At 63.9% G+C, this 26959-nt stretch carries 22 protein-coding genes and 1 pseudogene; 7 read left to right on the top strand and 16 right to left on the bottom strand.

The features are described from left to right. Positions 1–70: 70 nt before the first annotated feature. Positions 71–2464, top strand: a complete 2394-nt coding sequence (locus tag HDG34_RS11795; protein ID WP_184060173.1) for a phosphoketolase — start codon at positions 71–73, stop codon at positions 2462–2464. Further along, a pseudogene (locus tag HDG34_RS11800) lies at positions 2465–2707 on the top strand (acetate kinase); the annotation flags it as partial. It abuts the gene before it with no gap. Between the two features lie 15 nt (positions 2708–2722). Here the strand turns inward: HDG34_RS11800 and HDG34_RS11805 are convergent. Then, positions 2723–2977, bottom strand: coding sequence for a BON domain-containing protein (locus HDG34_RS11805; protein ID WP_184060175.1), 255 nt, complete (start codon positions 2975–2977; stop codon positions 2723–2725). Between the two features lie 195 nt (positions 2978–3172). Here HDG34_RS11805 and HDG34_RS11810 point away from each other — a divergent pair, with 195 nt between their 5' ends. After that, a complete protein-coding gene (locus tag HDG34_RS11810) occupies positions 3173–3868 on the top strand; it encodes a YceH family protein (RefSeq protein ID WP_184060177.1) in 696 nt (231 codons plus the stop codon). 61 nt (positions 3869–3929) lie between these two features. Here the strand turns inward: HDG34_RS11810 and HDG34_RS11815 are convergent, their stop codons facing one another. From HDG34_RS11815 to HDG34_RS11840, 6 genes are all read right to left on the bottom strand, one after another. Beyond that, positions 3930–4448 carry an SLATT domain-containing protein gene (locus HDG34_RS11815; protein ID WP_018425120.1) on the bottom strand — a complete coding sequence of 173 codons (519 nt, stop codon included), beginning with the start codon at positions 4446–4448 and terminating at the stop codon, positions 3930–3932. Between the two features lie 22 nt (positions 4449–4470). Next, entirely contained in the window at positions 4471–5514 is a 1044-nt protein-coding gene (locus tag HDG34_RS11820) for a rod shape-determining protein (protein ID WP_013091688.1), read from the bottom strand. A gap of 146 nt (positions 5515–5660) precedes the next feature. Next, positions 5661–6518, bottom strand: a complete 858-nt coding sequence (locus tag HDG34_RS11825) for an IclR family transcriptional regulator (protein ID WP_184060322.1) — start codon at positions 6516–6518, stop codon at positions 5661–5663. A gap of 90 nt (positions 6519–6608) precedes the next feature. Beyond that, entirely contained in the window at positions 6609–7337 is a 729-nt protein-coding gene (locus tag HDG34_RS11830) for an SDR family NAD(P)-dependent oxidoreductase (RefSeq protein ID WP_184060179.1), read from the bottom strand. 13 nt (positions 7338–7350) lie between these two features. Next, positions 7351–8652: an MFS transporter gene (locus HDG34_RS11835; RefSeq protein ID WP_184060181.1), complete on the bottom strand. Its 1302-nt coding sequence runs from the start codon at positions 8650–8652 to the stop codon at positions 7351–7353. A 106-nt stretch (positions 8653–8758) separates the two neighbouring features. Further along, positions 8759–9280 carry a 2,4'-dihydroxyacetophenone dioxygenase family protein gene (locus tag HDG34_RS11840; protein WP_090809981.1) on the bottom strand — a complete coding sequence of 174 codons (522 nt, stop codon included), beginning with the start codon at positions 9278–9280 and terminating at the stop codon, positions 8759–8761. A gap of 327 nt (positions 9281–9607) precedes the next feature. Between HDG34_RS11840 and HDG34_RS11845 the strand changes: the two genes are divergently transcribed. Then, complete coding sequence (locus tag HDG34_RS11845) at positions 9608–11026, top strand: trypsin-like peptidase domain-containing protein (RefSeq protein ID WP_184060183.1); 1419 nt, start codon at positions 9608–9610, stop codon at positions 11024–11026. A gap of 63 nt (positions 11027–11089) precedes the next feature. Here the strand turns inward: HDG34_RS11845 and HDG34_RS11850 are convergent, their stop codons facing one another. The 6 genes from HDG34_RS11850 to HDG34_RS11875 all read right to left on the bottom strand — a co-directional run bounded on the left by HDG34_RS11850 (position 11090) and on the right by HDG34_RS11875 (position 21019). Further along, positions 11090–12571, bottom strand: a complete 1482-nt coding sequence (locus HDG34_RS11850) for an efflux transporter outer membrane subunit (RefSeq protein WP_184060185.1) — start codon at positions 12569–12571, stop codon at positions 11090–11092. Next, positions 12564–15761, bottom strand: coding sequence for a multidrug efflux RND transporter permease subunit (locus HDG34_RS11855; RefSeq protein WP_184060186.1), 3198 nt, complete (start codon positions 15759–15761; stop codon positions 12564–12566). Before HDG34_RS11855 ends, HDG34_RS11850 begins: the two co-directional genes overlap by 8 nt. An 11-nt stretch (positions 15762–15772) precedes the next feature. Next, a complete protein-coding gene (locus HDG34_RS11860) occupies positions 15773–16981 on the bottom strand; it encodes an efflux RND transporter periplasmic adaptor subunit (RefSeq protein WP_184060188.1) in 1209 nt (402 codons plus the stop codon). Between the two features lie 367 nt (positions 16982–17348). Beyond that, entirely contained in the window at positions 17349–18815 is a 1467-nt protein-coding gene (locus tag HDG34_RS11865) for an amino acid permease (RefSeq protein ID WP_184060190.1), read from the bottom strand. A 312-nt stretch (positions 18816–19127) separates the two neighbouring features. After that, positions 19128–19856, bottom strand: coding sequence for a hypothetical protein (locus HDG34_RS11870; protein WP_184060192.1), 729 nt, complete (start codon positions 19854–19856; stop codon positions 19128–19130). Between the two features lie 740 nt (positions 19857–20596). Beyond that, positions 20597–21019, bottom strand: coding sequence for a hypothetical protein (locus tag HDG34_RS11875; RefSeq protein WP_184038385.1), 423 nt, complete (start codon positions 21017–21019; stop codon positions 20597–20599). A 690-nt stretch (positions 21020–21709) separates the two neighbouring features. On the opposite strand from HDG34_RS11875, the gene HDG34_RS11880 reads away from it, so the two are divergent. Next, positions 21710–22114 (top strand): helix-turn-helix domain-containing protein, encoded by a 405-nt coding sequence (locus tag HDG34_RS11880; RefSeq protein ID WP_090809994.1) that lies wholly within the window; start codon positions 21710–21712, stop codon positions 22112–22114. A gap of 43 nt (positions 22115–22157) precedes the next feature. Here HDG34_RS11880 and HDG34_RS11885 read toward each other — a convergent pair whose 3' ends face one another. After that, positions 22158–23141: a pyridoxamine 5'-phosphate oxidase family protein gene (locus HDG34_RS11885; protein ID WP_184060194.1), complete on the bottom strand. Its 984-nt coding sequence runs from the start codon at positions 23139–23141 to the stop codon at positions 22158–22160. Between the two features lie 43 nt (positions 23142–23184). Further along, complete coding sequence (locus tag HDG34_RS11890) at positions 23185–23826, bottom strand: glutathione S-transferase family protein (protein WP_184060196.1); 642 nt, start codon at positions 23824–23826, stop codon at positions 23185–23187. A gap of 109 nt (positions 23827–23935) precedes the next feature. On the opposite strand from HDG34_RS11890, the gene HDG34_RS11895 reads away from it, so the two are divergent. Together HDG34_RS11895 and purU are read left to right on the top strand one after the other, a co-directional pair. Continuing rightward, a complete protein-coding gene (locus HDG34_RS11895) occupies positions 23936–24850 on the top strand; it encodes a LysR family transcriptional regulator (protein ID WP_184060198.1) in 915 nt (304 codons plus the stop codon). A 136-nt stretch (positions 24851–24986) separates the two neighbouring features. Continuing rightward, entirely contained in the window at positions 24987–25862 is an 876-nt protein-coding gene (gene purU / locus HDG34_RS11900; protein WP_184060200.1) for a formyltetrahydrofolate deformylase, read from the top strand. 58 nt (positions 25863–25920) lie between these two features. On the opposite strand, the gene HDG34_RS11905 is transcribed toward purU, so the two are convergent. After that, positions 25921–26778, bottom strand: coding sequence for a glycine betaine ABC transporter substrate-binding protein (locus HDG34_RS11905; RefSeq protein WP_090810004.1), 858 nt, complete (start codon positions 26776–26778; stop codon positions 25921–25923). Positions 26779–26959: the final 181 nt, after the last annotated feature.

A 26959-nucleotide genomic window follows, 5' to 3' on the forward strand; every position in this document is an offset into this window, starting at 1 on the left:
CCCGGCTTCGTTTCGAGTGCGCCGCATCATCCGCCAACCAGCCTGACAGTTCTTTTCGAGGAGTGACGCCATGGCCGAAGCAACCTCGCATCCCACCCCACCGGAAGTTCTGGACCCCGATACGCTGCGCAACCTCGATCGCTACTGGCGCGCATGCAATTACCTGTCGGTGGGCATGATCTATCTGCGCGACAACCCGTTGCTGCGCAAACCGCTGAAGGCCGAGCACATCAAGAACCGGCTGCTCGGCCATTGGGGCTCCGACGCCGGCCAGAGCTTCGTGCTCGTGCATCTGAACCGGCTGATCCGCAAACACGATCTCGACGTGATCTTTCTGTCCGGCCCCGGTCACGGCGCCCCCGCGAGCCTCGCGCACTGCTACCTGGAAGGCCACTACTCGGAAATTTATCCGGACCGCAGCGAGGACGAAGCCGGTATGCGGCGCTTTTTCCGGCAATTCTCGTTCCCGGGCGGCATCGGCTCGCATTGCACGCCCGAAACGCCGGGCTCGATTCACGAAGGGGGCGAACTCGGCTACAGCCTGTCGCACGGCTACGGCGCCGCGTTCGACAACCCCGAGCTGATCGTCACCGTGATGATCGGCGACGGCGAAGCGGAAACCGGCCCGCTCGCCACGTCGTGGCATTCGAACAAATTCCTGAACCCGATCCGCGACGGCGCGGTGCTGCCGGTGCTGCATCTGAACGGCTACAAGATCGCCAACCCGACGCTGCTCGCGCGCATTCCGCGTGAGGAGCTCGAAGCATTGATGGTCGGCTACGGGCACAAGCCGTATTTCGTCGAAGGCGACGATCCCGACACGATGCATCAGCAGATGGCCGCGACGCTCGAACAATGCATCGGCGAAATTCGCGCGATCCAGCAGCATGCGCGGCAGAACAACGACACGACGCGGCCGCGCTGGCCGATGATCGTGCTGCGCTCGCCGAAGGGCTGGACCGGGCCAAAGGAAGTCGACGGTCACAAGGTGGAAGGCTCGTGGCGCTCGCATCAGGTGCCGGTGGCCGATGCGGTGAGCAATCGCAAGAGTCTGCAGATCGTCGAGGATTGGCTGCGCAGCTACGGCCCCGAAACGCTGTTCGATGCGAACGGCCGGCTCGTCGAAGAACTGCGCGCGCTCGCGCCCGAGGGCGCGCGCCGCATCAGCGCGAATCCGCACGCGAACGGCGGGCTGTTGTGCAAGATGCTCGACATGCCGCCGTTCCGCGACTACGCGGTGGCCGTGAAGAAACCGGCGGCGGCGTATACGTCGCCGACCGCGGTGCTCGGCACGTTCCTGCGCGACGTGATGCGCAACAACATGTCGAACTTCCGGCTGTTCGGTCCCGACGAAACTTCGAGCAACAAGCTGCACGCGGTCTATGAAGCGTCGGGCAAGACCTGGCTCGCCGCGCTCGAACCGGGCGACGCCGACGGCGGAGAACTGTCGCCCGATGGCCGCGTGATGGAAATGCTCAGCGAGCACACGCTCGAAGGCTGGTTGGAAGGCTATGCGCTGACCGGCCGTCACGGACTCTTCGCGACCTACGAAGCGTTCGTGCACGTGATCGACTCCATGTTCAACCAGCACGCGAAGTGGCTCGAAAAAGCCAAGCGCGAGCTCGGCTGGCGGCAGCCGGTGCCGTCGCTCAATCTGCTGATCACGTCGATCGTGTGGCGCCAGGATCACAACGGTTTCACGCACCAGGACCCCGGTTTTCTCGACGTGGTCACCAACAAGAGCCCGGACGTCGTGCGCATCTATCTGCCGCCCGACGCGAACTGTCTGCTGAGCGTCGCCGATCACTGCCTGCGCTCGCGCGACTACGTGAACGTGATCGTGTCCGACAAGCAGCCGCACCTGGACTATCTCGACATGGACGCGGCCGTCACGCATTGCACCAAGGGCATCGGCATCTGGGACTGGGCGTCGACCGATCAGGGCGTCGAGCCGGACGTCGTGATCGCGTGCGCGGGCGACATCGCGACGATGGAAGCGCTCGCCGCCGTGCAGATCCTCAAGGAGCGCTGCCCGACGCTGAAGATCCGCTTCGTCAACGTGGTCGATCTGTTCCGCCTGATGCCCGAGCATGCGCATCCGCATGGACTGTCCGACCGCGATTTCGATTCGCTGTTTACGACCAGCAAGCCGGTGATCTTCAACTTCCACTCGTATGCGGCGCTCGTGCACAAGCTCACGTACAACCGACAGAATCACGGAAACATGCACGTGCATGGCTATAACGAGAAGGGCAACATCAATACCCCGCTCGAACTCGCGATCATCAACGGCGTCGACCGCTTCACGCTGGCGATCGATGCGATCGATCGCGTGCCGTCGCTGCGCGGCGTCGGCGATCATACGAAGGAGTGGCTGCGCGGGCAGATCATCGAGCATCTCGCGTATGCGCACGAGGAAGGGATCGACAAGGAGGAAATCCGCAACTGGACGTGGAAAGGCTGAGCGACCGCGGTGCGCAAGACGATCGGCGGGTACGCGGCACTGCTTGGCGGCATCGATCTGCTCGTGTTTACCGGCGGGATCGGCGAGCACAGCGCCGAGGTTCGGCGGCGCGTATGCGATGGGCTTGCGTTTCTTGGGCTCGTCGAAAACGATCCGGCGGGCAAGGTGAGAGTGTTGCACACCGAGGAGGAAAGGCAGATCGCGCGGCATTGCCGGCAACTGCTGCAAGCGGGCGGGAGCTGACCCGCCTGACTGAGGTCAGCCCTTGCGGACGACGGTCCGGTCCGCGACTGAGGTGACGCCGAACAGACGCGTCACGTCTTCGAGCATCGCGGCGCGTTGTGCTTCGCGCTGAAGCTCGCCCGACAGCGTGATGCGCCCTCGCGCGACCTTCACGCGCACGGCGCGCGGCGGCACGGCCGAATCCCACGCGAGACGGCGCGCTGCTTCGGCGGCGATCTGCGCGTCGGTCAGGCGGGGAGATTCGCTCGATCTCGAGCTTGTGGACCGCATGGCGTCTCCGCGAAACAGAATGTCGATCAACTCACACTAGCAGATGTGGCGGGTTTTGCCGGCGTGCGCGCTTCGCCGGCAGCGCAGATTCGCTCGCCGCGCCGGGCCCGCCACGTTTATCATAGTGCCCACCTGACAGAACGCGCCGTCCAGCCGCGAACGGCGCGCGCATCTTCCACGAGACCTCGCAATCCCATGAATTCGACTCCCGACGCTCCTTCCCGACCCTCGCTGCGCGCGCTGACTGCGCTCGAAGGACGTGTTCTCGGCGTGCTCGTCGAAAAACAGCACACGGTACCCGACAGTTATCCGTTGTCGCTGAACGCGCTGACGCTCGGCTGCAATCAGAAGACCGGCCGCGCGCCGGTGATGAGCGCGACCGAGGCCGAGGTGCTGACCGCCGTCGACGGCCTGAAACGCCTGAGCCTCGTGTTCGAGGGCAGCAGCAGCCGCGTGCCGCGCTTCGAGCACAACATGAACCGCGTGCTCGGGCTGCCGGGACAGTCGATCGCGCTGCTGACCACGCTGCTGCTGCGCGGCGCGCAAACGGCCGCCGAATTGCGCCTGAACAGCGCGCGCCTGCATGGCTTCGCCGATATTTCGTCGGTCGAGGCGTTCCTCGACGAGCTGGCCGCGAACGATCCGCCTCGCGTCGTCCGGCTGCCGCGCATGGCGGGCGAGCGTGAGATTCGCTGGATGCATCTGTTGTGCGGCGAGCTCAGCATCACCGAAGCCGCGCAGTCCGCGCTCGCCGAGGACGACAGCGTGCCGCTGTCGGCATTCGAGGCGCTGAAGGCCGAGCAGAAGCGTCTCGCCGATGAAGTCAGCCGTCTGCAGGCCGTCGTGCGGCGCATGGCGACCGAGCTGGGTATCAGCGCGGACGATCTGTGATCTGAAACGGAAACGAAAGCGAAGACGAAGGCGAAGGCGAAAACGCGCCCGGCCGCCTGTTTCACGCATCACGCCGACGCGGCCTGTCCGCCAGCAACGTGCGCTGCGTGCGATAGAAGATCCGCGGCGGCACGTTCGGCGAGTCTTCGGCGAGACGGTCGAGTTCGGTACGGATCCCGGTGAGGTAGTGCGCTTCGCGCGCATCGGCGTCGCCGGCAAACACCGCTTCGAGCCGCCGACGCACCGCGCCATAGCGCGCACCGGCCGCGCGATGCTTCTCGGCACGCTCCGCATAGCGCAGGAACGTCTGCAACGCGGCCGACATCGCCGCCGCCACGCTGACGAGCCCAACGACTATCCGCATCTCGATCGACACCGGCGGCGCGCTCAACGACGCGAACACCGCCGTGCCGACGAACGCGGTCAGCGCGGTCACGAGCCAGCCCATGCGGCGCTCGCGCGCCGACAGCAGATCCGCCATGTCGTAATGGCTCATCTGCGATTCGCGCGCGCGGCGAATCCATTTCAACAGCAGCTCGGTTTCGTCGACGGGCGGCTCGTAGGCTGGCAGGGTCGTCATCGTTCAGCGTTCGGCACGCGCATCAATCGTAGGAAAACGAGCTGCCGAACTTCTCGATCCGCTCCAGCGCCATGCCCGAGCCGCGTACGACGCAGGTCAGCGGCGCCTCTGCAACGAACACCGGCAGGCCGGTTTCCTCGGCGAGCAGACGGTCGAGATCGCGCAGCAGCGCGCCGCCACCCGCGAGCGTGATGCCGCGCTCGGCGATGTCCGCGCCGAGTTCCGGCGGCGTCTGTTCCAGTGCGATCTTCACCGACGACACGATCTGGTTCAGCGGATCGGTCAGCGCTTCGAGGATTTCGTTGCTCGACACCGTGAAGCTGCGCGGAATGCCCTCGGACATGTTGCGGCCTTTGACTTCCATCTCCATGACCTCGGAGCCCGGAAACGCGGAGCCGATTTCCTTCTTGATCGCCTCGGCGGTCTGCTCGCCGATCAGCATGCCGTAGTTGCGGCGGATGTAGTTGACGATGGCGTCATCGAACTTGTCGCCGCCGACGCGCACCGAGCCTTTGTACACAATGCCGCCGAGCGAGATCACGCCGACCTCGGTGGTGCCGCCGCCGATATCGACGACCATCGAACCGGTTGCATCCGACACCGGCAGGCCGGCGCCCGTCGCCGCGGCCATCGGTTCCTCGATCAGATAGACCTGCGAGGCGCCCGCGCTATGCGCGGCCTCCTTGATCGCGCGGCGCTCGACCTGGGTCGAACCGCACGGCACGCAGATGATGATGCGCGGCGATGGCGCAAACAGCCGCGACTCGTGCGCCATCTGGATGAAGCGCTTGATCATCTGCTGGGTGATGTTGAAATCGGCGATCACGCCGTCTTTCATCGGGCGGATCGCCTCGATGTTGCCCGGTACCTTGCCGAGCATCTGCTTCGCTTCGCGGCCCACGGCGAGGATGATCTTCTTGCCGTTCGGGCCGCCTTCCTGGCGGATCGACACGACCGACGGCTCGTCGAGAACGATGCCCTTGCCGCGCATGTAGATCAGCGTGTTCGACGTACCGAGGTCGATTGCCAGGTCGTTGGAAAAGTAGCCGCGCAGAAAACCGAACATGCGTATTCCTGTCTTTGCGAAGGCGGGCGCGTGAGCGCCGCCGGGAGCTTGTCGGGGTCTGCCGCTTGCACGCGGCGGGCGGCCAGAGCGGCCGCGCGACAGCAAGAATAGCAGTTTATCGACGGGCGCGGCCGCACTATCGTCCGCTATCTGCCGCTCGCCGGCCCCAGCCGCGCCGCGATCGTGCGGCATGCCGCAAGCAGCGGCTCGATGTAAGTGGCTTGCACATCGTCGCGGCGGCGGAAGGTCGGCATGCTGATGCTCACGCAGCCGGCCGCGCGGCCGTCCGGGCCGCGAATCGCGGCGCCGTAGCAGCAGATCGATACTTCGTTCTCCTCGTGGTCTTCCGCGTAGCCGCGTTGCGCGGTCGCGTCGAGCTCGCGGCGCACGGCGTCGAGGTCGGTCAGCGTGTGCTCGGTGAAACGCTCGAGCGGCGCGTTCTTCAGCAGCGCCTCGCGCTCGGCCACGCTGAGTGTCGCCAGATACGCCTTGCCGACCGAACTCGACGTCAGCGACACGCGCGTGCCGATGCGCGATGCCATGCGCACCGCGTGCGGGCTTTCGAGCTTTTCGATGTAGACCATCTCGCCCTGGCTGGGCACCGCGAGGTGGATCGTCTCCGATGTGAAGTCGCGCAACGCCATCAACGCATCGACGGCCGCGAGCCGCAGATCCGAGCGCTCCCAGCTATGGCTCGCAAGGTTGATCAGGCGCGGTCCGAGGCCGAAGGTGTTGGCGCTGCCGCTCGCGACGATCAGCCCTTCAGCCTGCAAAGCCGCGACGATGCGATGGACGGTCGGGCGTGGATAGCCGCTCGCCGCGCTCAGCTTCGCGACGTTGGGCGGCGTTGGCGCATCGGCGATCAGTTGCAGCACCGCGATGAACTTCGAGAACGCGGCCGCGCCGGCGACGGCCTTGGAGTCGGCTTTGTCGTCGGCGTGCCCGACAGCGTCATGGCCGGCGGCGCCGGCGTGGGAACGGGGTTTGGAAGCGGAACTCGACATCATACAGAGGCAGGGCAGAGCAGGGGTACGCAATTATGCCTTTATCGATGGTGTCGAACGACGGCGGCGCCGCTTTACGCGACGACTCGATCACGCGACGAGATATCCGCCGTCGACCGGCACGATTGCGCCCGTCATGAACGACGCCGCCGGCGAGCACAGGAACACCGCGACCTGCGCGACTTCCTGCGGCGTGCCCCAGCGACGCAGCGGCGTACGTTCCAGAATCGCCAGCGAGCGTCCATCGTCGTCCTGCAACGCCTGGGTGAGCGGCGTTGCGATCCAGCCCGGCGCAACCGCATTGACGCGAATGCCGTCGGCGGCATAGGCGATCGCGAGCGACTTCGTTAGCTGCGCCACCGCGCCCTTGCTCGCGCTATAAGCGGGCACGAGACCGCCGCCGAAAAAACTCAGCATCGACGCCGTATTGACGATGCAGCCCGCCGACGCCTTCAACGAGTCGCGCGCGGCGGCGCACACGCGCATCGTGCCGTTCAGATTGATATCCATCACGCGTTCGAACACGTCGAGCCGATGTTCTTCGCCGCGGCTGATCACGCCGGCGCAGTTGACCACGATGTCGAGACGCTCGAACGCGTTCACCGCGGCCGTGACGGCGTTGCCCGAGCGGACATCCAGCGTGACGCGCGCAATCTCGCGATTGAGCGTATCGGGCGTGCCTTCGGGCGGCGGCAAACCAGCCGCCACCGTGTGCGCGCCAAGCTGCGCGAGCGTGTTGGCGATCGCCGCGCCGATACCGGACAAGCCGCCGGTCACGAGCGCGGTCTTGCCTTCGAGGAGCTGGTTCTGGAACGTCATGGGAGAAGCCGCCTCAGGTGGGTTGGGTCTCGATCGAGCTCGCGAGCGGCGCGGGCGCCACTTCCTGGACGACGAACAGATAGACGAGCGCCGCCGCGAACGCGACGGCCGCGCTGATCAGCAGCGCGTTGACGAACGAATGCGTCCGATCGACGACGATGCCGGTGATCACCGGCGCGAACGAGCCGCCCAGATAACCACCGAAGTTCTGCATGCTGCCGAGCGACGCCACCAGATGTCGCGGCGCGGCGACGCTGACGAGCGCCCATGCGCTGCCGCTCGACAGGTTCACGAACAGCATCGCGAGCGACACGTAGACGATCGCGAGCGTCGTGCTCGGTGTGTAGGCGGCCGGCACCGTGAATGCGGCGGCGCCGACGAGACCGACGCACAGCGGCCACTTGCGGCTGCGGATCGGCGCCATGCCGCGCTTCAACAGATAGTCGGCGATCACGCCGCTGCTCGCCATGCCGATCGTGCCGAACACATACGGAATCGCGACGAGCCAGCCGGTGTGCGCGATGCTCAGATGACGCTCACGCTCCAGATAGCCGGGCAGCCACGTCAGATAGAGCCACACCATGTAGATCACGCCCATGAAGCCGAAGATCATGCCCCACGTGTTGCGCAGCTTGAACAGCGCGCCCCATTCGGACCAGTTGAGGCCCTGCGGATTCTCCTGGCCGGTCGCGCCTTCGTTCAGATGCGCGGTTTCTTCTTCGGTCAGCGCGATTTCGCTGCGATTGCGATAGACGAGGTACCACGCGAGCGCGACGACAACGCCGACCACGCCCATGATGACGAACATCGTTCGCCATCCGAAGGAAAGCATCAGCACCGTGAGCAGCGGCGGCGCGATCATCGGCGCAATGGTGGATGACGAGATGAAGGTGCCGATCGGCGTGCCGCGTTCGCGTACCGCGAACCATTCGCTGACGACTTTCGCGCCGGCCGGAAACAGCGGCGCCTCGGCGATGCCGAGCACGACGCGCGCCGTGAGGAAGTGATTGAGCGTCTGGATGAAGCCGCCCGCGACCTGGGCGATCGACCACACGAGCATGCCGAGGCCGAGCATCACGCGCGATCCGAAACGGTCCAGCAGCGCGCCGACCGGCAACTGCGCGAACGCATACGACAACGAGAACGCGGACAGCAGCAGCCCCATCTGCGAAGCGGACAGATGCAATTCCTCGCTGACCAGATGATTCGCGATCGACAGCGTGCTGCGGTCGAGATAATTGACGATGCCCGCCACCGTCAGGAAGACGACGGCGACCACCTGGATGCGTTTCAGACGCTGCGACTTCTGAAGCATGCTTGTCTCCTGCGCAATGGGTCCTGCTGTGTGGGAATGGTGTTGCCGTGCCTGTCGGTATTGCGGTGTCCTGGCTGTTGGTTCCGTTGGGGGCTTGCGCGGCCTTTTACCGGACGAACTGCTCGACGTAGTCTTCGCCGAGGCCCACCGCCGCGTAGTGCTTGCGGCACATGTCGATCTTCGTGAATACGTCTTCGTAACCGGTGTAGTTCCCGTACGGATCGCAATAGAACATCACGCCGTTGACCTGGAAGTACGTGATCATTTCCTCGACGTCCTCGGGCACATATAACGTATGCGTTTCGCCCGGCGGCTCGTACACGTAGCTGCCTTCGGTCGCGACCCAGTCATGCTCGAGATAACGCCAGCGGCCCTTGAGCACCATGCCGTGCACGGCCTGCGGATGACGATGCCGGCTCAACACACCCGAGCGGCGTACGCGCAGCAGATTCATCCAGTATCCCTGCGACGCATTCAGGCACAGTGGGCGGAACGACACGTTTTCTGCCTGCGGGACCCACACGCGTTCGTCGGTCGGAATCGCGAAGGGCACGACGATTTCCTTTTGCGCTTCCTTCGGGAACGGTAGCTGGTACGGCGTCAGGTCGGATTGATTGGCCTCTGGCATGGGAAATTCCTCGCGAAGTGTGCAGAAAAAAGAAATGTCCACATTATGGATAACAAGTCCACGATATGGTTATTATCCGAACCGCTTTGGGCGGGGTCAATCCTGGGGAAATTACTGGTCAGGCACGATAAAGCGACGCCGCACCTGTTCTCGAACCGCGCGAAAGATGCACGTGTTGCTATTTCATAAAAGCCGCACGACACGCAAAAAGCGCCTAAAACAAGGCCTGCGCGCGCATTCTGATCGAACACCATCTTTAAGTCTGCCTTAAGTGGAGGCCACTACATTACGCATCCACCACGTAACCCTCCGCAACACTCCCTGACTATGACCACCAAAAACTATTGGCGCGGTAGCGCCGCGATCTGCGCTGTCCTCGCAATCGGCGGCGCGTATGCGCTCAGCCATCGCAATGCCGATGCGTCCGTAAACGACGCGCAGGGATCGACGTCGTCGCTGCACGCGGCGGCGGATGTCGTCGGCTCGCGCTCGTCGGCACCGGACTTCTCCAGCATCGTGACGCGCTATGGCCCGGCGGTCGTGCATATCGGCGTGAAAGAAGCCGCGTCGGTCGACGAGAACGGTCAACGCAAGAGCGGCGGCGAAGCGCTCGGCTCGGGCTTCATCATCAGCCAGGACGGGTACATCCTGACCAACAATCACGTCGTCGACGGCGCGACCAGCGTGACCGTGAAGCTCACCGACGGCCGCGAATTCCACGCGCGCGTGATCGGCAAGGACAAGGCCACCGACGTCGCCGTCGTCAAGATCGACGCGACCAATCTGCCGACCGTGAAGATCGGCAACCCGGACAGCAGCAAGGTCGGCGAATGGGTCGTGGCGATCGGCTCGCCGTACGGCTTCGACAGCACGGTGACCTCGGGCATCATCAGCGCGAAATCGCGCTCGTTCTCCGACGATAGCCCGATCCCGTTCATCCAGACCGACGTGCCGGTCAACCCGGGCAACTCGGGCGGTCCGCTGTTCAACCTGAATGGCGAAGTGATCGGCATCAACTCGATGATCTATTCGCGCACCGGCGGCTTCCAGGGACTGTCGTTCGCCATCCCGATCGACGCGGCGATGCACGTGAAGGACCAGCTCGTGAGTACCGGTCACGTAAGCCGCGGCCGCATCGGCGTGGGCGTGCAGCCGCTCAGCGCCGACAAGGCCAAGGCGCTCGGCCTTGACTCGACGGGCGGCGCACTGGTCGGCTCGGTCGATCCGAATGGTCCCGCGCACGCAGCCGGTCTGCGCCAGGGCGACGTGATCGTCGGCGTGAACGGCAAGCATATTGGTAACACGACCGAATTGATCGGTCAGGTCGCGCAACTGTCGCCGGGCAGCAAAGCGACGATCAGCGTGTGGCGCAACGGCGGCGAAAGCAAGCTGGCGGTGACGGTGGGCGCGCAGCAAGCGTCGGACATGGCGTCGGCCGCGCCACGCGAAGAGCAGCAGGAACAACCGCAGCAGCAAAACCGTCCGCGTCTCGGCGTCGCCGTGCGTGCGCTGACCCAGGACGAACAGCAGCAAGCGCAGCTGCCGGGCGGCGTGGTGGTGCAGCAGTCCACCGGTCCGGCCGCCGAAGCCGGCATTCAGGCGGGCGACATCATCGTTGCCGTCGACGGCAAGGTGATTCACGGCGTCGAGCAACTGCGCCGCATGATCGCTCAGGCGGACGACAGCGTGTCTGTCACCGTGGTGCGCGATGGTGAACAAGCATCGGTCGACGTAACGCTTGGCTGATGAGTAGAACCCGCCGGTGCAATGCCGGCGGCGGGCACGACGCGCTGCTGTGGCGCGCGTGCCTCAGTTGGACGGGTGGACCCCCTCAGCGTGAGACGTGCTTTGCGTGACGTTCCGCGGCTCGTCGGGCCCGCCCCCCAATGCGACGTAAAGCGACACCCCGTTCTGCAAGGCCGTCGCCCGAAGCTGGATCAACTGCTGCTCGGCGGCAAACTGATTGCGTCGCGCATCCACCACCTCGAGATAGATCGAGATCCCGTTTTCGTAGCGCAGCTCCGCCGTTTCGGCGAGTTGCCGCTGCGCCTGCACCGCCTGCTCCTGCGCCGCGATCTGTTCCTTGTAGCGTTGTCGCGCGACCAATGCGTCGGACACTTCACGAAACGCGTTCTGCACCGTGCGCTGATAATCGGCGACCAGTTCGTCGCGTCGCGCGCGCGCCTGCGATAGTTGCGCCTGGCGCTGTCCCGCATCGAAGATCGGCATGCCGACCAGCGCGCCGAACGACCACGCCTGCTTGGCCGGCACGAACAGATCGCCGAGTTCGGGCGACACATATCCGAAGCTACCCGTCAGCGCGATGCGTGGAAAAAAGTCCGCACGAGCGGCGCCGATGTCGGCATTGGCTGCGCGCAGTTGCTGCTCGGCCTGCTGGATGTCCGGCCGGTCGATCAGCAGTGCGGAGGGCAGGCCCGCATCGAGCTCGCGGAACTGCGCGGCGTCGGCGATCGGCGGCGCCGGCGGTAGCGACCCGCTGAGCGGCCCGCCGATCAGCACCTCGAGTAGATGGCGCTGCTGCGCGGTGGTCCGTTGCAGCTCGGCCAGCTGCGTCTGTGCCTGCGTGACCAGAATGGCCGCCTGGTCGTAATCGACCATCGACGTGACGCCCGCGTCGAGCCGCATCTTCGCGACTTCCAGCGCGTAGCGCCGACTGTCGAGCGTCTGTTGTGCAAGCTCGATGCCTTCCTCGCCCGAGCGGATCGCGTAGTAGTTCGACGCGACATTGCCGATCAGCGACAAACGGAACGCGTGCTGCGCGTCGACAGTGGCCAGATATCGACGCCGCGCGGCTTCGCTGGTGTTGCGCACGCGCCCCCAGAAGTCGAGTTCGAACGACGTCACTGCGGCCTGCACGTTGTACTGGTTGAACTGGACCGAGATGTCCGTGTTGTCGAACTCGGGATCGATCGAACCGAGTGGCGCCCTGGTGCGGGTCGCACCCGCGTTCGCATTGACCTGCGGCAAACGCGCGGCGTTCTGGATGCGATAAAACGCGCGCGCCTGCTCGATGCGCGCGATCGACGCGGCGAGATCGCGGTTGTGCTCGAGCGCCGCCTCGATCAGCAGCTTCAGTTGCGGATCGGCGAAGAAGGTCTGCCAGTCGACTTCGCTTGCCAGATGCGCGGCGGCCGGATTGGCGGTCTCCGTCGTGTCGAAACGATCGGCGATCGGCAATTGGGGCTGCTGATAGTTCGGCGCAAAGTTGCAGGCGGCGAGCGAGCAGCAGAAGAGGGGCAGCACCAGGCGCACATGAAGGCATTTACGCATCGCGCGGCCCTCCACCCGAATCGCGCGGCATGCCTGTCGGCAGATCGTCATCGTCGAGATCGGTGCTGCGTTTCTTGCGGCTCAGCCAGCGTCGCGCGGCGACATAGAACAGCGGCGTAAAGAAGACGCCGAACATCGTCGCGGTCAGCATGCTGCCCATCACGCCGGTGCCGACCGCGCGGCGGCTCGCCGCGCCCGCGCCGGTTGCGAGCACGAGCGGCAGCATGCCCAACACGAACGTGACGCTCGTCATGAGAATCGGGCGCAGACGCTGCTGTGCGCCGCTTTTGGCGGCGGCTAGCGCGTCCCTTCCTTCGGATTCCTCCTTGATCGCAAATTCGACGATGAGGATGGCGTTCTTCGCGGCAAGGCCGATGATCGTCACGAGGCCGATGTTGAAATACACGTCCGCGGACAGTCCACGCAGCATCGTCAACAGTACCGCGCCGATCACGCCGAACGGGATGATCAGCAACACCGCGACCGGAATCGCCCAGCTCTCGTACAGCGCCGCGAGCAACAGGAACACGACCACGAGCGACAGCCCGAGCAGCATGCCGATCTGGCCGCTCGCCTGTTTTTCCTCGAGCGCGGTGCCGGTCCATTCGTAAGTCAGGTTGCCGGTCAACACGTGCGACGCGATGCGCTCCATCTCGGCGATCGCCGCGCCGCTCGAGCGGCCGGGCGCGGCCTGACCCGACAGCGTCGCGGACGGAAAGCCGTTATAGCGTTCGAGCTGCTGCGGTCCGGAAATCCAGCGCACGCGCGTGAACGCCGAGAACGGCACCATCTCGCCGCGGTTATTGCGCAAGCGCAGCGAAGTCACGTCCTCGGCACGCATGCGTTGCTCGGCGTCCGCCTGCAACAGCACGCGCAGCACGTTGCCCTCGAACACGAAGTCGTTCACGTAGTTCGAGCCGAACGTCAGCGCAAGCGCCTGGTTGACCTGACCGATTTGCAGGCCTAATGCGCGCGCCTTCACGCGGTCGATCTCGACATACAGTTGCGGCGCTTCCGGCATGCCCTCGGCGCGCACGCCGGCGAGAAGGGGGCTTTGCGACGCCTCGATCATCATCCGCCGCGCGGCCTGTTGCAGCGCTTCGCCGCCGATGCCGCTGCGATCCTGGATCTTCATCGTGAAGCCGGTCGCGTTGCCGAGCGACGGAATCGGCGGCGGGTCGAGCGCAAAAATGATCGCCTCGGGAATCTGCCGAAACGCCGCATTCGCGCGACGCACCAGCGCGCTCGCCGAATTGGCCTCGCCCGAGCGCTCGTCCCACGGCTTCAGATCGACGAACGACAGAGCCGCCGATTGCCCCTGGCCAAAGAAGCTGAAGCCCGTCACGGACGCGACGTTGCGCACTTGCGGCTGGGTTCGCAGAAACGCCTCGACCTGGTCGATCGCGTGCTGCGTGCGCTGGTCGGTCGAACCCGGCGGGCCGGTATACGTGATGAAGATATGCCCCTGGTCCTCGGTCGGCAGAAAGCCCGTCGGCAGCCGCGTGAAGAAAAACACGGTGATCGCGCAGGCCGCGACGAACACCAGCAGCCAGCGCAGCGGCGAGCGCAGCATCGCATCGACGCCCACGATATAGCGTGTGGTGCCCGCGTCGAGCCCACGATTGAAGCCGTCGAACACGCGATGTAGCAGACGCGAAGCCGCGTTCTTCGGCCGCTCTTTGGCGGCCGCCTCGCTGCGCAACAGCGCCGCGCACAACGCCGCGCCGAGTGTCAGCGCCAACATCGTCGACAGCAGGATCGACACCGCGAGTGTGACCGAAAACTGCCGGTAGATGCCGCCCGTCGAGCCCGGAAAAAACGCCATCGGAATGAACACCGCGACGAGCACCAGCGTACTCGCGATCGCCGCGCCCGATATCTGCCCGATCGCCTTCACCGTTGCGCGCGGCGCGCCGAGCCCTTCCTCGCGCATGATGCGCGCGACGTTTTCGACGACGACGATCGCGTCGTCGTTGAGGATACCGATCGCGACCACCATGCCGAACAGCGACAGAATGTTGATCGACAGCCCGAACAGGTAGAGCCCCGCGCACGTGCCGATCAACGCGATCGGCACCACGATCGTCGGGATCACGGTCGCGCGCCAGTCCTGCAGGAACAGGAACACCACGACCGTCACGAGCAACAGCGCCTCGACCATCGTGCGGATCACGCCCTGCACCGAGGTCGTGATGAACGGCGTGGTGTCGAACGGCACGGTCCACGCGACGCCGCGCGGGAAGATCGGCTGCAATTCGGCCATGCGCTGGCGCACCGCGTTGGCGACTGCGAGCGCGTTCGCGCCGCTCGCGAGCTGGATCGCGATCCCGGCCGACGCCTTGCCGTTGACGGTCAGGCGGTTGCCGTAGCTGTCGTTGCCGAGCTCGACGCGCGCGACGTCGCCCACCCGCACGGTCGAGCCATCCGGATTCGCGTGCACGATGATTTCGCGGAACTGCTCGGGCGTCGTGAAGCGGCTTTGCGTGACGATCTGCGCGGTGAACTCGGAGCCCGGCGCGATCGGCTGATCGCCGAGGCTGCCGCCCGCGGTCTGGCTGTTCTGCTCCTGGATCGCCTGCAACACCTCGCTGGCCGACAGCCCAAAGCCCGCGAGCTTGCGCGGATCGAGCCAGATCCGCATCGCGTACGACGAGCCGAACAGTTGCACGTCGCCGACGCCGTCGATACGGCGCAGCTCGTTGACGATGTTGTTCGACGCGAAGTTGCCCATCGCGACGGCGTCGGTGGTGCCGTCGGTCGCCTGCAGTGCAAGCAGCATCAGAAAGCCCGACGACGCCTTCGTCACGCTCAAGCCGATCTGACGGACTTCGAGCGGCAGGCGCGGTTCGACGCGGCTCAGACGGTCCTGCACCTGAGTGCGCGCGATGTCGAGATTGGTGCCGGGCTTTAGCACCACGGTGATCTGCATCGTGCCGTTCGAGCGGCTCACCGACGACATGTACAGGAAATTCTCGATGCCGTTCAGCTCGTCTTCGACGATCGACGTGACGGTACGCTCGAGCGTGCTCGCGTCCGCGCCGCTGTAGACCGCGCTGATGGTGAGCGACGGCGGAGCGACGTCGGGGTACTGCTCGACCGGTAGCAGCGCTAGCGCGATCGAGCCGAACAGCACGATGAAAAGGGCGATGACCCACGCGAAAACCGGCCTGGCGACGAAGAATCGATTCATCGGCGAGCCCGTCAGTGCGCGGTCGAAGCGGGAGCGGGGGACGCGGCCGAATGCGCCGCTGGCGACGCATCGGGGGCGGGCCGCGCGTCGACCCGTTGACCGGGCTGCACCTTCTGCCAGCCATCGACGATCAGGCGCTCGCCGGGCTTCAGACCGTCGCGCACGGTCCAGCGTCCTTCGCCCTGCTCGCCGAGATCGATATTGCGGCGGACCACGGTGCCGTCGTCGGCGACCAACGCAACGCTTGCAATGCCGTTGTCGAGCTGCACCGCGCGCTCGGGAATACGGATGCCCTGCGCATTGCCCGCCGCGATGATGCGCCCGCGCACGAACTGCCCTGGCAACAGCGTGCGGTCCGGATTCGCGAACTGCGCGCGCACCGTCTGCGTACCGGTCGACGGATCGACGACGAGATCGGCGAAGTCCAGAAAACCGCGCTCGTTGTAGACCTGGCCGTTGGCAAGGATCAGTTGCACCTCGACGTGCTTCATGCTGGTCGGCTTGCGCGCGCCCGACTGGATCTGCTGCTCGACGTCGAGCATCGCGGTATTCGACTGCGTGAACACCGCGTTGATCGGCGTCAGTTGATTGACCTGCGTGAGCAGCGTGGCGGCGCCCGCGCTGACGAGCGCGCCTTCGGTGACGAGCGCGCGGCCCGCGCGTCCGGCGATCGGCGTGCGTACGATGCAGCGATCGAGCCGCAATTGCGCAAGCGAGACCGCAGCTTGCGCATCGGAGACATTGGCCTGCGCCTGCTGCATGGTCGCGAGTGCGGCGTCGTATTCCTGCGCGCTGACTGCATGACGGCCGACGAGCGGCTTGAACCGGTCCACCACCGACGCCGCGTTGTCGCGCACGGCGCTCGCGCGCGTGAGCGCGGCCTGCGCCTGCTGCAACTGCGCGCGATAGTCGCTCGCGTCGATCTGGAAGAGTGGGGCGTTGGCCGGCAGGTCCGTGCCTTCCCGATAGAGCGTGCGCTGGACGATGCCGTCGACGCGCGCGCGAATCTCGGCGGTGCGCACGGCCTCGATGCGGCCAGGCAACTCGACGACATCGGCGACAGGGGTGGTGGAAACCGTTTCGACCAGCACGGGAACCGGTGGCATCGACGCGGCGGTGGGCGTCTGCGACCGGTCGTTGCAGGCGGCAAGCAGGAGCGGCAAACCGGTGATCAGAAGCGATACGGCACGACTACGCAGGCGGCATGCGGAGCAAAGCAAGAGAAACTCCTTTGATCAAGGCAGTCTTTTTTGCGCGTGAGATCGGTGACGGTTTTAACGGTTTGCGGTCGAATTAACTATTCAGAACGTGTGTGGGTGCGTTAATGCGGGGAAAAGATTTCTGTTGATCCTACCGTGTCTGGGTAGCTTGTCAATTTATTCTTGGTGGTCGCGAGTGGAATGGACTCGCAACGACCAGGCGGCGCATGCGGTGGGCACGAGCGGGTGATTCCCGCTCGCAGACGAGGTGTTGAATGGTAATTGTCAATTACATGTCAATTGTCATCCAGCAATTGCCGCAATTCAAAGGCATGCAATTGTCATCGAAATCGAGGCGCCTGAAAAAATATTCCGAGTCGCCACACATTCACGTACGCTTGCGCTCCGGATGCCGCAACACCGAATGGTTGCGGCCGTATGACAGATAAATCGTCATGCCGATCACGAGCCACACGACGAGCCGCAGCCACGTGACGAGCGGCAAGCCGACCATCAGCAGCAGGCAGAACAGGATGCCGAGCACTGGCACGACCGGCACGCCGGGCGCCCGGAATGGACGCGTCGCCTCGGCGTCGCTGCGCCGCAGATAGATCACCGCGCCGCACACGAGGACGAACGCGAACAGGGTGCCGATGCTGACCATCTCGCCGAGCACGCCGATCGGTGTCAGCGCCGCGACGATCGCGACGACGGTGCCGATCAGGATCTGACTCAGATAGGGTGTATGCAGACGCAGATGGACCCTCGAGAAAAAGTGCGGCAACAAACCGTCTTGCGACATCGTGAAGAAGATGCGGCTTTGTCCATAGAGCAGCACGAGTATCACGGTGGTCAGCCCCGTCAACGCGCCGATTTTGATCAGGATCGAGAACCACGTGAGCCCGATCACGTCGACGCCCTTGGCGATCGGATCAGGAACGTTCAGCTCGGGGTACGCAACGAGGCCGGTCAGCACGCCGGCGACGAGGATGTACAGCACCGTACAGATGATCAGCGAGCCGAGAATGCCGATCGGCATGTCGCGCTGCGGCTGTCGCGCTTCCTGCGCGGCGGTCGACACCGCATCGAAGCCGATGAACGCGAAGAACACCACGGCCGAGCCGCGCAGAATACCGCTCATGCCGAAACTGCCGAACTGGCCGGTATTGGCAGGAATGAACGGATGCCAGTGTTCCGGCTTGATGAAAAACACGCCGACGGCGATAAACGCGACCACCACGGTCAGCTTGATCGCGACCATCACGTTGTTGAGCCGCGCCGACTCCTTGGTCCCCAACACGAGCAACGTGGTCAGGATCGCGATGATCAACACCGCCGGCAGGTTGATCACGCCGGTGACCGTCGAGCCATCGGCCAGTTTGACGACGGTGCCGGGGGCGGCGGCGAGGGTAGGTGGAATGTCGATGCCGACGTTGCGCAACAGGCTCACGATATAGCCGGACCAACCGACCGCGACGGTCGCGGCGCCCATCGCGTACTCGAGGATCAGGTCCCAGCCGATCATCCACGCGAAGATCTCGCCGAGCGTCGCATACGTGTACGTGTAGCTGCTCCCGCACACGGGCAGCATCGCCGCAAGCTCCGAATAGCACAGGCCGACGAACGCGCACGCGATGCCGCCCAGCACGAACGACAGCGTGATGGCCGGCCCCGCGAACTGCGCGGCGGCGGTCCCGGTCAGCACGAAGATGCCTGCGCCGATGATCGCGCCGATGCCCATCGCGGTGATACTCGTCGCGCCCAGCGTTTTCGACAGGTGACGGCCTTCTTCGGCGTCGGCGCTGGCGACGATATCAGCAACGGTTTTGCGTGCCATGTAACCGGTATCGGCCATGATAAGTCGTCCCTTTTCAGTGTTGATCAGGCACGAACCGGTTAGGCTGCCATCGGCTCGTGGAGCACGACAAAAACATCCGTCGCCGTGCACGGCAATGGCCACGGCAAGTGCGGAGAAAGCATCTAACGGAAAATTCAGTCTATGCCGGATTAAAGGCAAAGTGAAATCCGCTTGCATGTCGGCGCGATAGGGCAGTGCGATGGCGGGCGATCGCAAGCAAGGCCTCTGGTTCGATTCAGGAGGACTTACGATGTGCGATTGCGGAATCGACAAGCCAACGTGGACGATTTCAGGCTTGCGGGGCGGACCTCAGCCGATCCGTCCGCGCCGCAGCACGCCGCTCAGACCGAGCGAGTGGCCTGGGTCGTAGTAGTGAATGAGGAGCGTGCGCCGCTGTCCGTTCTGTACGTCGAGGTTCGCATGCTGAAGTGCGAAGCCGTTGAATTCGTAGACGCTGCCCGGCTTGACCGGAATGCGCTTGCAGTTGCCGACACGCAGATCATGCAAGGTATGCCAGCTGCGCCAGCTGAGCGGCAGGCTTTGCAGGAAGCCATGGCGCATCTTGCAGATCATGTTGGTCAGCGTCGTTACGGACAGGCGCGGCTTGCGGTACATCACGAGGTCGCCGTTGTGAACTCCGTCGGGTGCGAGCTGAAGCGGAATCAGCAGCGTCAGCAGGTGCGAGTCGTAGTGGCGGCAGTGGCTCTCGGCTAACGAAGTCTTGCTCGCACAGCGCAGTACGTGGAACGGCTCAGTCGGTAAGTTTGTCCGACCGAACTTCGCGGCCATCGCGCGCGCATTCGCGCAGATCGTCTGTTCGAGTTCGCGAAAGGCCTGACCGCGACGCAGCATCTCTGCAATCTTTGCGCCGGACTGCGAGCGCGGTGCCGTCGTGCCAAACAGGTGGTCGATGAAGTCGTTGATTTCGACGATCGTCTCCTGCGGAATCACGTCATCAAAAGAGTTCAACGCGACGCTTTTGTCGATTCGAATCCGCTTAGTCTCTGTATGCCCACGCACGTCTGTCAGGGTGTCCATAGCCCAAATTTCCATTCGCTTTTTGTTCTACGACCGTATTGAAAAATATTCCCTCCGAGGCGCGCACAATGTGCGCCAGCGTACATAAAGTCCTCAGGCGATTGAGCTCGATCATTAAATCTAAAGCGGATTTCTCTGACAGCTTTGGTAAATCTCGTTGGGCCGATTTGGAAAATGCTGCGACTGCGACGCTTCAGCTTTGCTTAGGTACGACATTACAGCTCTGCCGTAACACATCAAAACGTTGATAATTTGTCTTATGTCAAATTGACAATTCTTCGGAAAAGGCTTCCAGTACGCATGCACGTGCTACCGTCGATGCGCGTGCCGCGTGTCGGCCCTCCGCCACAAGCGATGCACACCGATGCCCGGTGACCATCGCGAATCGTCCGAACCGCGACTCTTTCGCCTGCCACAACTGACACCGGGTGCAGCCCGGTTCAGTGATCAACAAAACTGGCGCGGCAATTCAATTCCAATTTCTATGGCGGGCCCAATCAGAGCCCTCACGAATTAAGACGCGGCCGTGCGTACAGATTAATTTATGCACGCCACATGCCGAAATTAGACAACTGTTAAATACTGCTTTGCGCACCACAAGAATAAGCTTGGTAGCGAAAGCCAATGCCGCTATCGCAGCTCGCGCGGATTTTTATCGTCGGCTATTGCCTTGTGGCTTAGAGACGTTTCGCATTTCTCTCAACCGGCGAGCGTGTCGTCGTTGAGCGACTGTGAATGGGCTACGTGCATTTCGACGTGGCGTACGGGCGCAACGTGTTCGCCACCCTCCCACTTGCCGCGATCTGAGATGCATGTTCGAACACGCGCAGACGCTCGGCATCCGCAATCAGTCGCTTCTTCGTCATCGAGCGTCCCGCCGATCCGAAGCCCATCACCTTTTCGTACTCACGCGGCCTGCCGTGCCTGAAGCGATTAAAGAAGTCATCGCCCGGCAGGCCGTTGTCGAGGCTCATCAGGCAGCCGTAGTCGAGCGACGCGCAATCGCTCAGTGAGCGCGCCGCGTCCTCCAATGCGCGATAGCGGCTTTGCAACGGTTCGTCGCGACCGAAAAGCGCGTGCAGTTCCTGATAAGTCACGAGTCTTTTGCGTTTCGCGGCACGCAGTAGCATCGCGGCAATATCGCGGGTCCTATCCATGTTCATGTCGTTCTCCTTACCGCCTGCTTGCAAGCGCCCAATGGCAACCGATGAAAGCGCTGTCAGCTTTTATCGCGGTTATGCGTATCGAGTCGGAAACTGCCCGGCATAAAATATTTCCGGTATTGAACGACGCAGCTAAAATTAAGCGGGTGGTTACTGGATTCGGGCTTCACAACGCCACTCTGCGCGAATGTCCCGTTTACATATAATCCGCTGGAAAAACGCCGCGAAGGATTTTCAATCTTCAGCACCTTTTCGCAGCTTTCGGCGAATCGCCACCCTGCACCGAAAAATGCATTCCAATTACATTCGCAAAACAGGAATCCGCGCACTCAAACGGTTCAGTCTTCCGACCTGCTGCCCGCACTTAAAAGCGCCCGACGTCAAGCCGTATGCGGCCTAGCGCTATCCGGGCTGCCAGAGCGAGCCGACTGTTTGAAATCACGTCAATCAGGTTAGCAAACGTTAAATTCAATCGCAAGAGAGATATTTAAGATTTTAGAAAGAAAACATCGCGTAACCGCCTTACGGGCGGCTTGCGTGATTTTCTATCAGAGGAAAGACGCGATTGATTTTTTATTCTTTTGGACACAACGGGCGACTTTTCGATTATCTGTAGGTGGCGCGCCCTCCTCACTGTCTACCCCATAACCGATTGCAGTCCGGTCAGCGACCCAACGGCGGAGTTCTCCGATGCATCGACCAAATGACGATTTGCCGACCGTCGCGCGGCGTCTCACGGCGGGCAAGAAACTGCTCGACGGCGTCGCTGCGGCCGAGGTCGCGAGACAGATGGGGATGGCCAAGACCACCGTCGAGCGATATCGCAAGCTGTTGGAGCAAGGCGGGCTCGAGGCGCTGAGAAACATGAGCGTCGGCGGCCGCCATTCCGCACTCGCGGTGGCGGATCTGGACTGGTTGGCCCAGGCGCTGAGGGCCTCGCCGCGGGACTACGGCTTCGACGCCGATGGCTGGAGCAATGCGCGCATGCGCGAGCTGATAAGCCGTCAGTTTGGCATTTCGTACTCGCGAGTCTATGTATGGCAACTGGCCACCAGACTCGGCGTGTCTTATCGGCTCGGCCGGAATGCGCAGTAAAACGGCGGCCGCACCCAGCTAAAGCACGCGCGTGCGCATCGGCTCAGGCGCTTTCTCGAACCTTTGGCAGAAACTGCGGCGCCAGTTCGACCTCCGACCATTGGAACGGCAACGCGCCGCGACTGCGCCGCACTTCGCTCACATGAAACCGCACGAGCCGCTGCGCGCCCGCAAACGCCGCGAGTTCGTCGCCGTCCCAGATGATCTCTGCTAGCACCGCCAGATAAAGCAGATCGCCGGTTGCGAAGTCGATAAACAGCAGACCCGCGCGCGGATCGTGCACGAGGTTGCCGATCGTGTTGAAAAAGCGGTTGCCGCTGTAGTCGGGCGTGGTCAGCGTAGTTGCGTCGTCCACGCGCACGAAGCCCGGCGCACCGCCGCGATGGGAAACGTCGATCCCCTTTCCCGGTCCCGCTTCCTCGCTCAGATTCGCGCTGGCGATAAAGAAGGTGTCCGCGCTCGCGAGCAACTCGCGGTCGGCACTGCTCAGAAGCGTGGCGATTTCGGGCTGCGCGCGCGTCGCGGCCGCGTCCCGCTCGATGAAAGACGGCGCGCGGCTCTGGATATACTTCGGGCAATTGCCGAAGCTCTGCATGACTTCGACCTGCAACGTGTCGCCTGCCACGGACCGGACGACGCCATTTGCCCGATTGCGCCGCCGCGTACGCGGCTCGATGCCCAGCGCACCAAGCTGCGCGCCTTCGCGCCAACCCGCGGCGAGCGGATCGCCAGCCAATGTGCCACCTTCGATGCGCAGTGTCCCCGCATCCGGTGACGAGACGAAACCCGGCGCACCCGCACGCAGCGTCGCCCACGGCTGAGCGCTCGCATCGACGCCGCCAATCACGACGAACGGCTGCGCGGCAAAGAACTCGCGATGCTGCTCAGGCATGAATCGGCGAATGCCCCGACGTCCCATCGACTCGGCCACCTCACGCACACCCGCGCGCTGCTGCGCATCCTGCTCGCCGGCATGAAACGGCGACGCGTCGCTTCCCCAGTTATTCAACGGGACGAACTCGGACATGATCGGACTCCTTTGCAAGATCTGACGCAGCCGTCAACGCGTATCACGCCGCCAGCAAGCCCGCCTTCGTCGAAGGCATCGCGATGAAACGCGGCAGTGCCTCCACGCGCTGCAGCCACGCGCGAATGTTCGGATACGGCTGCAACGACACGCCGCCCTCGGGCGCGTGAGCGATATACGTGTGCGCGGCAATGTCGGCGATCGTGACGTGCGCACCAGCCACGAACGGCTTACCGGCAAGCTCCTCGTCGATCACGTCGAACAGCTTGACGGCGATCTGCTTCGCACGTTCGTGGTCGAGCGGCGCGCCGAACACGGTCACGAGCCGCGCCGCGCACGGCCCGTAGGCGATCTGGCCAGCCGCGAGCGACAGCCAGCGCTGCACCGCCGCGGCGCCGCGCGGATCGTCCGGCAGCCACGATGCGTCGCCATAGCGCTTCGCCAGATAGACCAGAATCGCGTTCGAATCGAACAGCGTGAGCTCGCCGTCCTGAATCGTCGGCACCTGACCGAATGGGTTCAGCGCGAGGTACTCGGGCTTGCGGTTGCCGCCCGCCTTCATGTTCAGTTCGACGACCTCGAACGGCAGATCGAGCAGCGTCAGAAACAGCTTCACGCGATGACCGTGGCCTGAAAGCAGCGTCGTATACAGCTTGATAGGCTCGGCGGGTCTGGCAGCGGGCATGGATGGCTCCGGATACGTTGAATGACACGCCCAGCATAAGGCGTAGGCACTGTCGCGCGGAAGCCCGATAATCCGGGAAACACAGTCAAGCGAGAATGGACAATCGATCATGGCCGATGTGCGCAACGTGAACCTGAACCGCCTCGCGATCTTCGTCGCGGTCATCGACGCGGGCTCGCTGAGCGCCGCCGCGACGCGGCTCGGGCTCGCGAAGACGATGGTCAGCACGCACATGCAGAGGCTCGAGGCGGAAGTCGGCGCGAGCCTGCTGGTGCGCACCACCCGGCGGCTCGGCGTCACCGAGGCGGGCCGCACGTTCTACGAGGCGAGCGTGAAGATCCTGCGCGCCACCGAGGACGCGCTGAACGCGCTCGGCGGGGAAACCTCACCGGTGCGCGGCACGCTGCGCGTCAGTGCGCCGAACGACTACGGCACGCTCGTCGTCGCGCCCGCGCTGGTCGAACTGCGTCGCACGCATGCGCAGCTCGACGTCGAGCTGCTGAGCAGCGACCGCTACGTCGATCTGATCGCCGATGGCATCGATGTAGCGATCCGGCTTGGTCGCCTCGCGGATTCCAACTATCGCGCGGTGAAGCTCGGCAGCTTCGTCAAATGGCTCGTCGCGAGTCCGGAGTTCCTGCGGACGTGGGGCGCGCCGGGCACGCCGGCCGCGCTGGAGACGCTGCCCTATTGCGCGTTGTCGGTGCTGCCGCATCCGTTGACGCTCGACTTGCGGCACGTCGACGGCAAGATCGCGAGCGTGCGCTGCGCGTCCGCGTTGCGCGTCAACACGGCCGATGCCTGCCGCGCGGCGACGCTCGCGGGCGGCGGCATCGGTCTGTTGACGGATTTTTCGATCGCGGACGACGTCGCGGCGGGACGGCTGATCCGGCTGCTGCCCGAATGGGCGAGCGCACCGGCGAGCATTCAGGCCGTGTTCCCGCCGACGAGTCACCCGCCGGCGAAGGTGCGCGCGTTGATCGATACACTGAAGCGAAGGCTCGCGGCGGGGCCTGCGGATTAGCACGGCAGATCCTTCTGGCGCTCCCATTCCAGCGCAACGGCGGTTAGCTTCTATCCGCGTTATCGCCCGATTTGCTCTACTGCGACGATGCGCGCCGCACCCCGCGGCCTCGCCTGATCGTCAATGTGGAGAGCTTATGTCCGCCATTTCCCGTCCTGCTCAAGGGGTTCTCACCGTCGCGTGTCCGAGCGCGGCGGGCCAGGTTGCCGCCGTCGCTGGCTTTCTCGAAAGGCATCGTTGCTATGTCGACGAACTCACCGTATTCGACGACGAACTGAGCGAGCGATTTTTCGTGCGCTGCGTGTTTCACCACGTCGATCGCGACGATGCGCTGCAGATCGCCACGCTGAAGCAGGAATTCGCGCCGATCGCCGAACGCTTCCGGATGACGTGGGCGATCCACGATCTGTCGAGCCGGCCGAAAGTCCTGATCATGGTTTCCAGGCTCGAACACTGTCTCGCCGACCTGCTGTTTCGCTGGCGCATGGGCGAACTGAAGATGGACATCGTCGGCATCGGCTCCAATCATCGCGATCTCGAACCGCTCGCGCGAGCGCACGGCCTGCCGTTCCATCATCTGCCGATTACAACCGACACGAAGCCACAACAGGAAGCCGGCCTGCTCGAGCTGTTCGATACGTCCGGCGCGGAACTGCTGATTCTCGCGCGCTACATGCAGATCCTGTCCGCCGAAACGAGCCGGGCGCTCGCCGGGCGCGCGATCAATATCCACCATTCGTTCCTACCCGGTTTCAAGGGCGCGAGACCGTATCATCAGGCCCATGCGCGCGGCGTCAAGGTAATCGGCGCCACCGCGCATTTCGTCACCGACGATCTCGACGAAGGTCCGATCATCGAGCAGGGAGTCGAACCGGTCGATCACTCGTACAGCCCCGAACGGCTGCTGACGACCGGACGCGACGTCGAATGCATTACGCTCGCGCGCGCGGTCAAGGCGTTCGTCGAGCGGCGTGTGTTCATCAATGGCGAGCGCACCGTCGTGCTGCGGTAAACAGAAAAACGCCGCTGAAAAGCGGCGTTTTCGTGTGCTGCGCCGACGCGTGGCCGAGTTACTTCACCCAGCTATCCACCCGGTCCGCATGCGCGCTGACCCACGCGTCGGCCGCTGCAGCCGGCTTTTCGCCATTCTGCGTGGCCAGCATCACCGTGTCGATCTCGCCCGGCTTCCATTGGAACTTCTTCAGGAACGCGACCACTGTCGGCGCTTTTTTCTCGAGCTCGGGATTCACCACACTGTCCACGTGCTCGGCTTCACCGAATACCTTCTTCGGATCGTCGAGGAATTTCAGCTTGTACTTGGCGAACATCCAGTGCGGCTTCCATCCGGTCACGATGATCGGCTTGCTGGCCGCCTCCGAGCGCGCCAGTTCGGCGGTCATCGCGCTTCCGGAACTCGGCATCAGCTGATAGTCGAGCCCATAGGCCTTGATCGCCTCGCTAGTTTTCTGCATCACACCCGCGCCGGCGTCGATGCCGACGATGCGCGCGCCGAACTCCGCCTTCTTCGCCTGCAGATCGCCGACGCTCTTCACGTCCGCGTTGTCCGGCACGATCAGACCGATCTTCGCGTCGTTGAAGTTCGGCCCGAGGTCGACCACCTTGTCCTTGAAGTTGTTCCAGTAGGCGCCGTGCGTGACCGGCAGCCACGCGGACAGCGTCGCGTCGAGATCGCCGCGCGCCACGCCCTGCCACATCACGCCGGCCGCCACCGGCACCAGTTGCACCTGATAGCCGAGGCGTTTTTCGATCACCTCGGCAGCCACGTTCGAGGTCGCCACGCTATCGTCCCAGCCCTCCACGTAACCGATCTTGATGGTCGGTTTCGAATCGGCCGACACGCCCGCACTGACCGCCGCCAGCATCACCCCCAACGCGCTTGCCACCACTACCTTTCCGATCAGTCTCATCGACGTTCTCCCGTTGATCCATTTGCCCATTGACGCGTTTGCCATCGAACCGCACATCGCGTATTTAGAATCGCCAACCAGAATTGCCGGGTAGCGTTGTTTTTCGACATGCAGTTGTCCGCATGCGACATCCACGCAAATCCGCCCAGTGTTTGCCGTGTTCTTGCGGTGTTATCAGTCG

This window comes from Paraburkholderia sp. HC6.4b, from assembly GCF_014200875.1.
In the GTDB taxonomy this organism is placed as follows: Bacteria; Pseudomonadota; Gammaproteobacteria; order Burkholderiales; family Burkholderiaceae; genus Paraburkholderia; species Paraburkholderia tuberum.

What these genes read in the sequence shown, in the direction of transcription:
- HDG34_RS11835 (WP_184060181.1), bottom strand. Translation starts at nt 8,652, where the DNA reads ATGCTTCAGAAGTCGCAGCGTCTGAAACGCATCCAGGTGGTCGCCGTC.
- HDG34_RS11880 (WP_090809994.1), top strand. Translation starts at nt 21,710, where the DNA reads ATGCATCGACCAAATGACGATTTGCCGACCGTCGCGCGGCGTCTCACG.
- HDG34_RS11895 (WP_184060198.1), top strand. Translation starts at nt 23,936, where the DNA reads ATGGCCGATGTGCGCAACGTGAACCTGAACCGCCTCGCGATCTTCGTC.
- purU (WP_184060200.1), top strand. Translation starts at nt 24,987, where the DNA reads ATGTCCGCCATTTCCCGTCCTGCTCAAGGGGTTCTCACCGTCGCGTGT.
- HDG34_RS11825 (WP_184060322.1), bottom strand. Translation starts at nt 6,518, where the DNA reads ATGTCGAGTTCCGCTTCCAAACCCCGTTCCCACGCCGGCGCCGCCGGC.
- HDG34_RS11815 (WP_018425120.1), bottom strand. Translation starts at nt 4,448, where the DNA reads ATGACGACCCTGCCAGCCTACGAGCCGCCCGTCGACGAAACCGAGCTG.
- HDG34_RS11840 (WP_090809981.1), bottom strand. Translation starts at nt 9,280, where the DNA reads ATGCCAGAGGCCAATCAATCCGACCTGACGCCGTACCAGCTACCGTTC.
- HDG34_RS11885 (WP_184060194.1), bottom strand. Translation starts at nt 23,141, where the DNA reads ATGTCCGAGTTCGTCCCGTTGAATAACTGGGGAAGCGACGCGTCGCCG.
- HDG34_RS11865 (WP_184060190.1), bottom strand. Translation starts at nt 18,815, where the DNA reads ATGGCCGATACCGGTTACATGGCACGCAAAACCGTTGCTGATATCGTC.
- HDG34_RS11890 (WP_184060196.1), bottom strand. Translation starts at nt 23,826, where the DNA reads ATGCCCGCTGCCAGACCCGCCGAGCCTATCAAGCTGTATACGACGCTG.
- HDG34_RS11795 (WP_184060173.1), top strand. Translation starts at nt 71, where the DNA reads ATGGCCGAAGCAACCTCGCATCCCACCCCACCGGAAGTTCTGGACCCC.
- HDG34_RS11870 (WP_184060192.1), bottom strand. Translation starts at nt 19,856, where the DNA reads ATGGACACCCTGACAGACGTGCGTGGGCATACAGAGACTAAGCGGATT.
- HDG34_RS11830 (WP_184060179.1), bottom strand. Translation starts at nt 7,337, where the DNA reads ATGACGTTCCAGAACCAGCTCCTCGAAGGCAAGACCGCGCTCGTGACC.
- HDG34_RS11850 (WP_184060185.1), bottom strand. Translation starts at nt 12,571, where the DNA reads ATGCGTAAATGCCTTCATGTGCGCCTGGTGCTGCCCCTCTTCTGCTGC.
- HDG34_RS11820 (WP_013091688.1), bottom strand. Translation starts at nt 5,514, where the DNA reads ATGTTCGGTTTTCTGCGCGGCTACTTTTCCAACGACCTGGCAATCGAC.
- HDG34_RS11805 (WP_184060175.1), bottom strand. Translation starts at nt 2,977, where the DNA reads ATGCGGTCCACAAGCTCGAGATCGAGCGAATCTCCCCGCCTGACCGAC.
- HDG34_RS11845 (WP_184060183.1), top strand. Translation starts at nt 9,608, where the DNA reads ATGACCACCAAAAACTATTGGCGCGGTAGCGCCGCGATCTGCGCTGTC.
- HDG34_RS11875 (WP_184038385.1), bottom strand. Translation starts at nt 21,019, where the DNA reads ATGAACATGGATAGGACCCGCGATATTGCCGCGATGCTACTGCGTGCC.
- HDG34_RS11905 (WP_090810004.1), bottom strand. Translation starts at nt 26,778, where the DNA reads ATGAGACTGATCGGAAAGGTAGTGGTGGCAAGCGCGTTGGGGGTGATG.
- HDG34_RS11855 (WP_184060186.1), bottom strand. Translation starts at nt 15,761, where the DNA reads ATGAATCGATTCTTCGTCGCCAGGCCGGTTTTCGCGTGGGTCATCGCC.
- HDG34_RS11810 (WP_184060177.1), top strand. Translation starts at nt 3,173, where the DNA reads ATGAATTCGACTCCCGACGCTCCTTCCCGACCCTCGCTGCGCGCGCTG.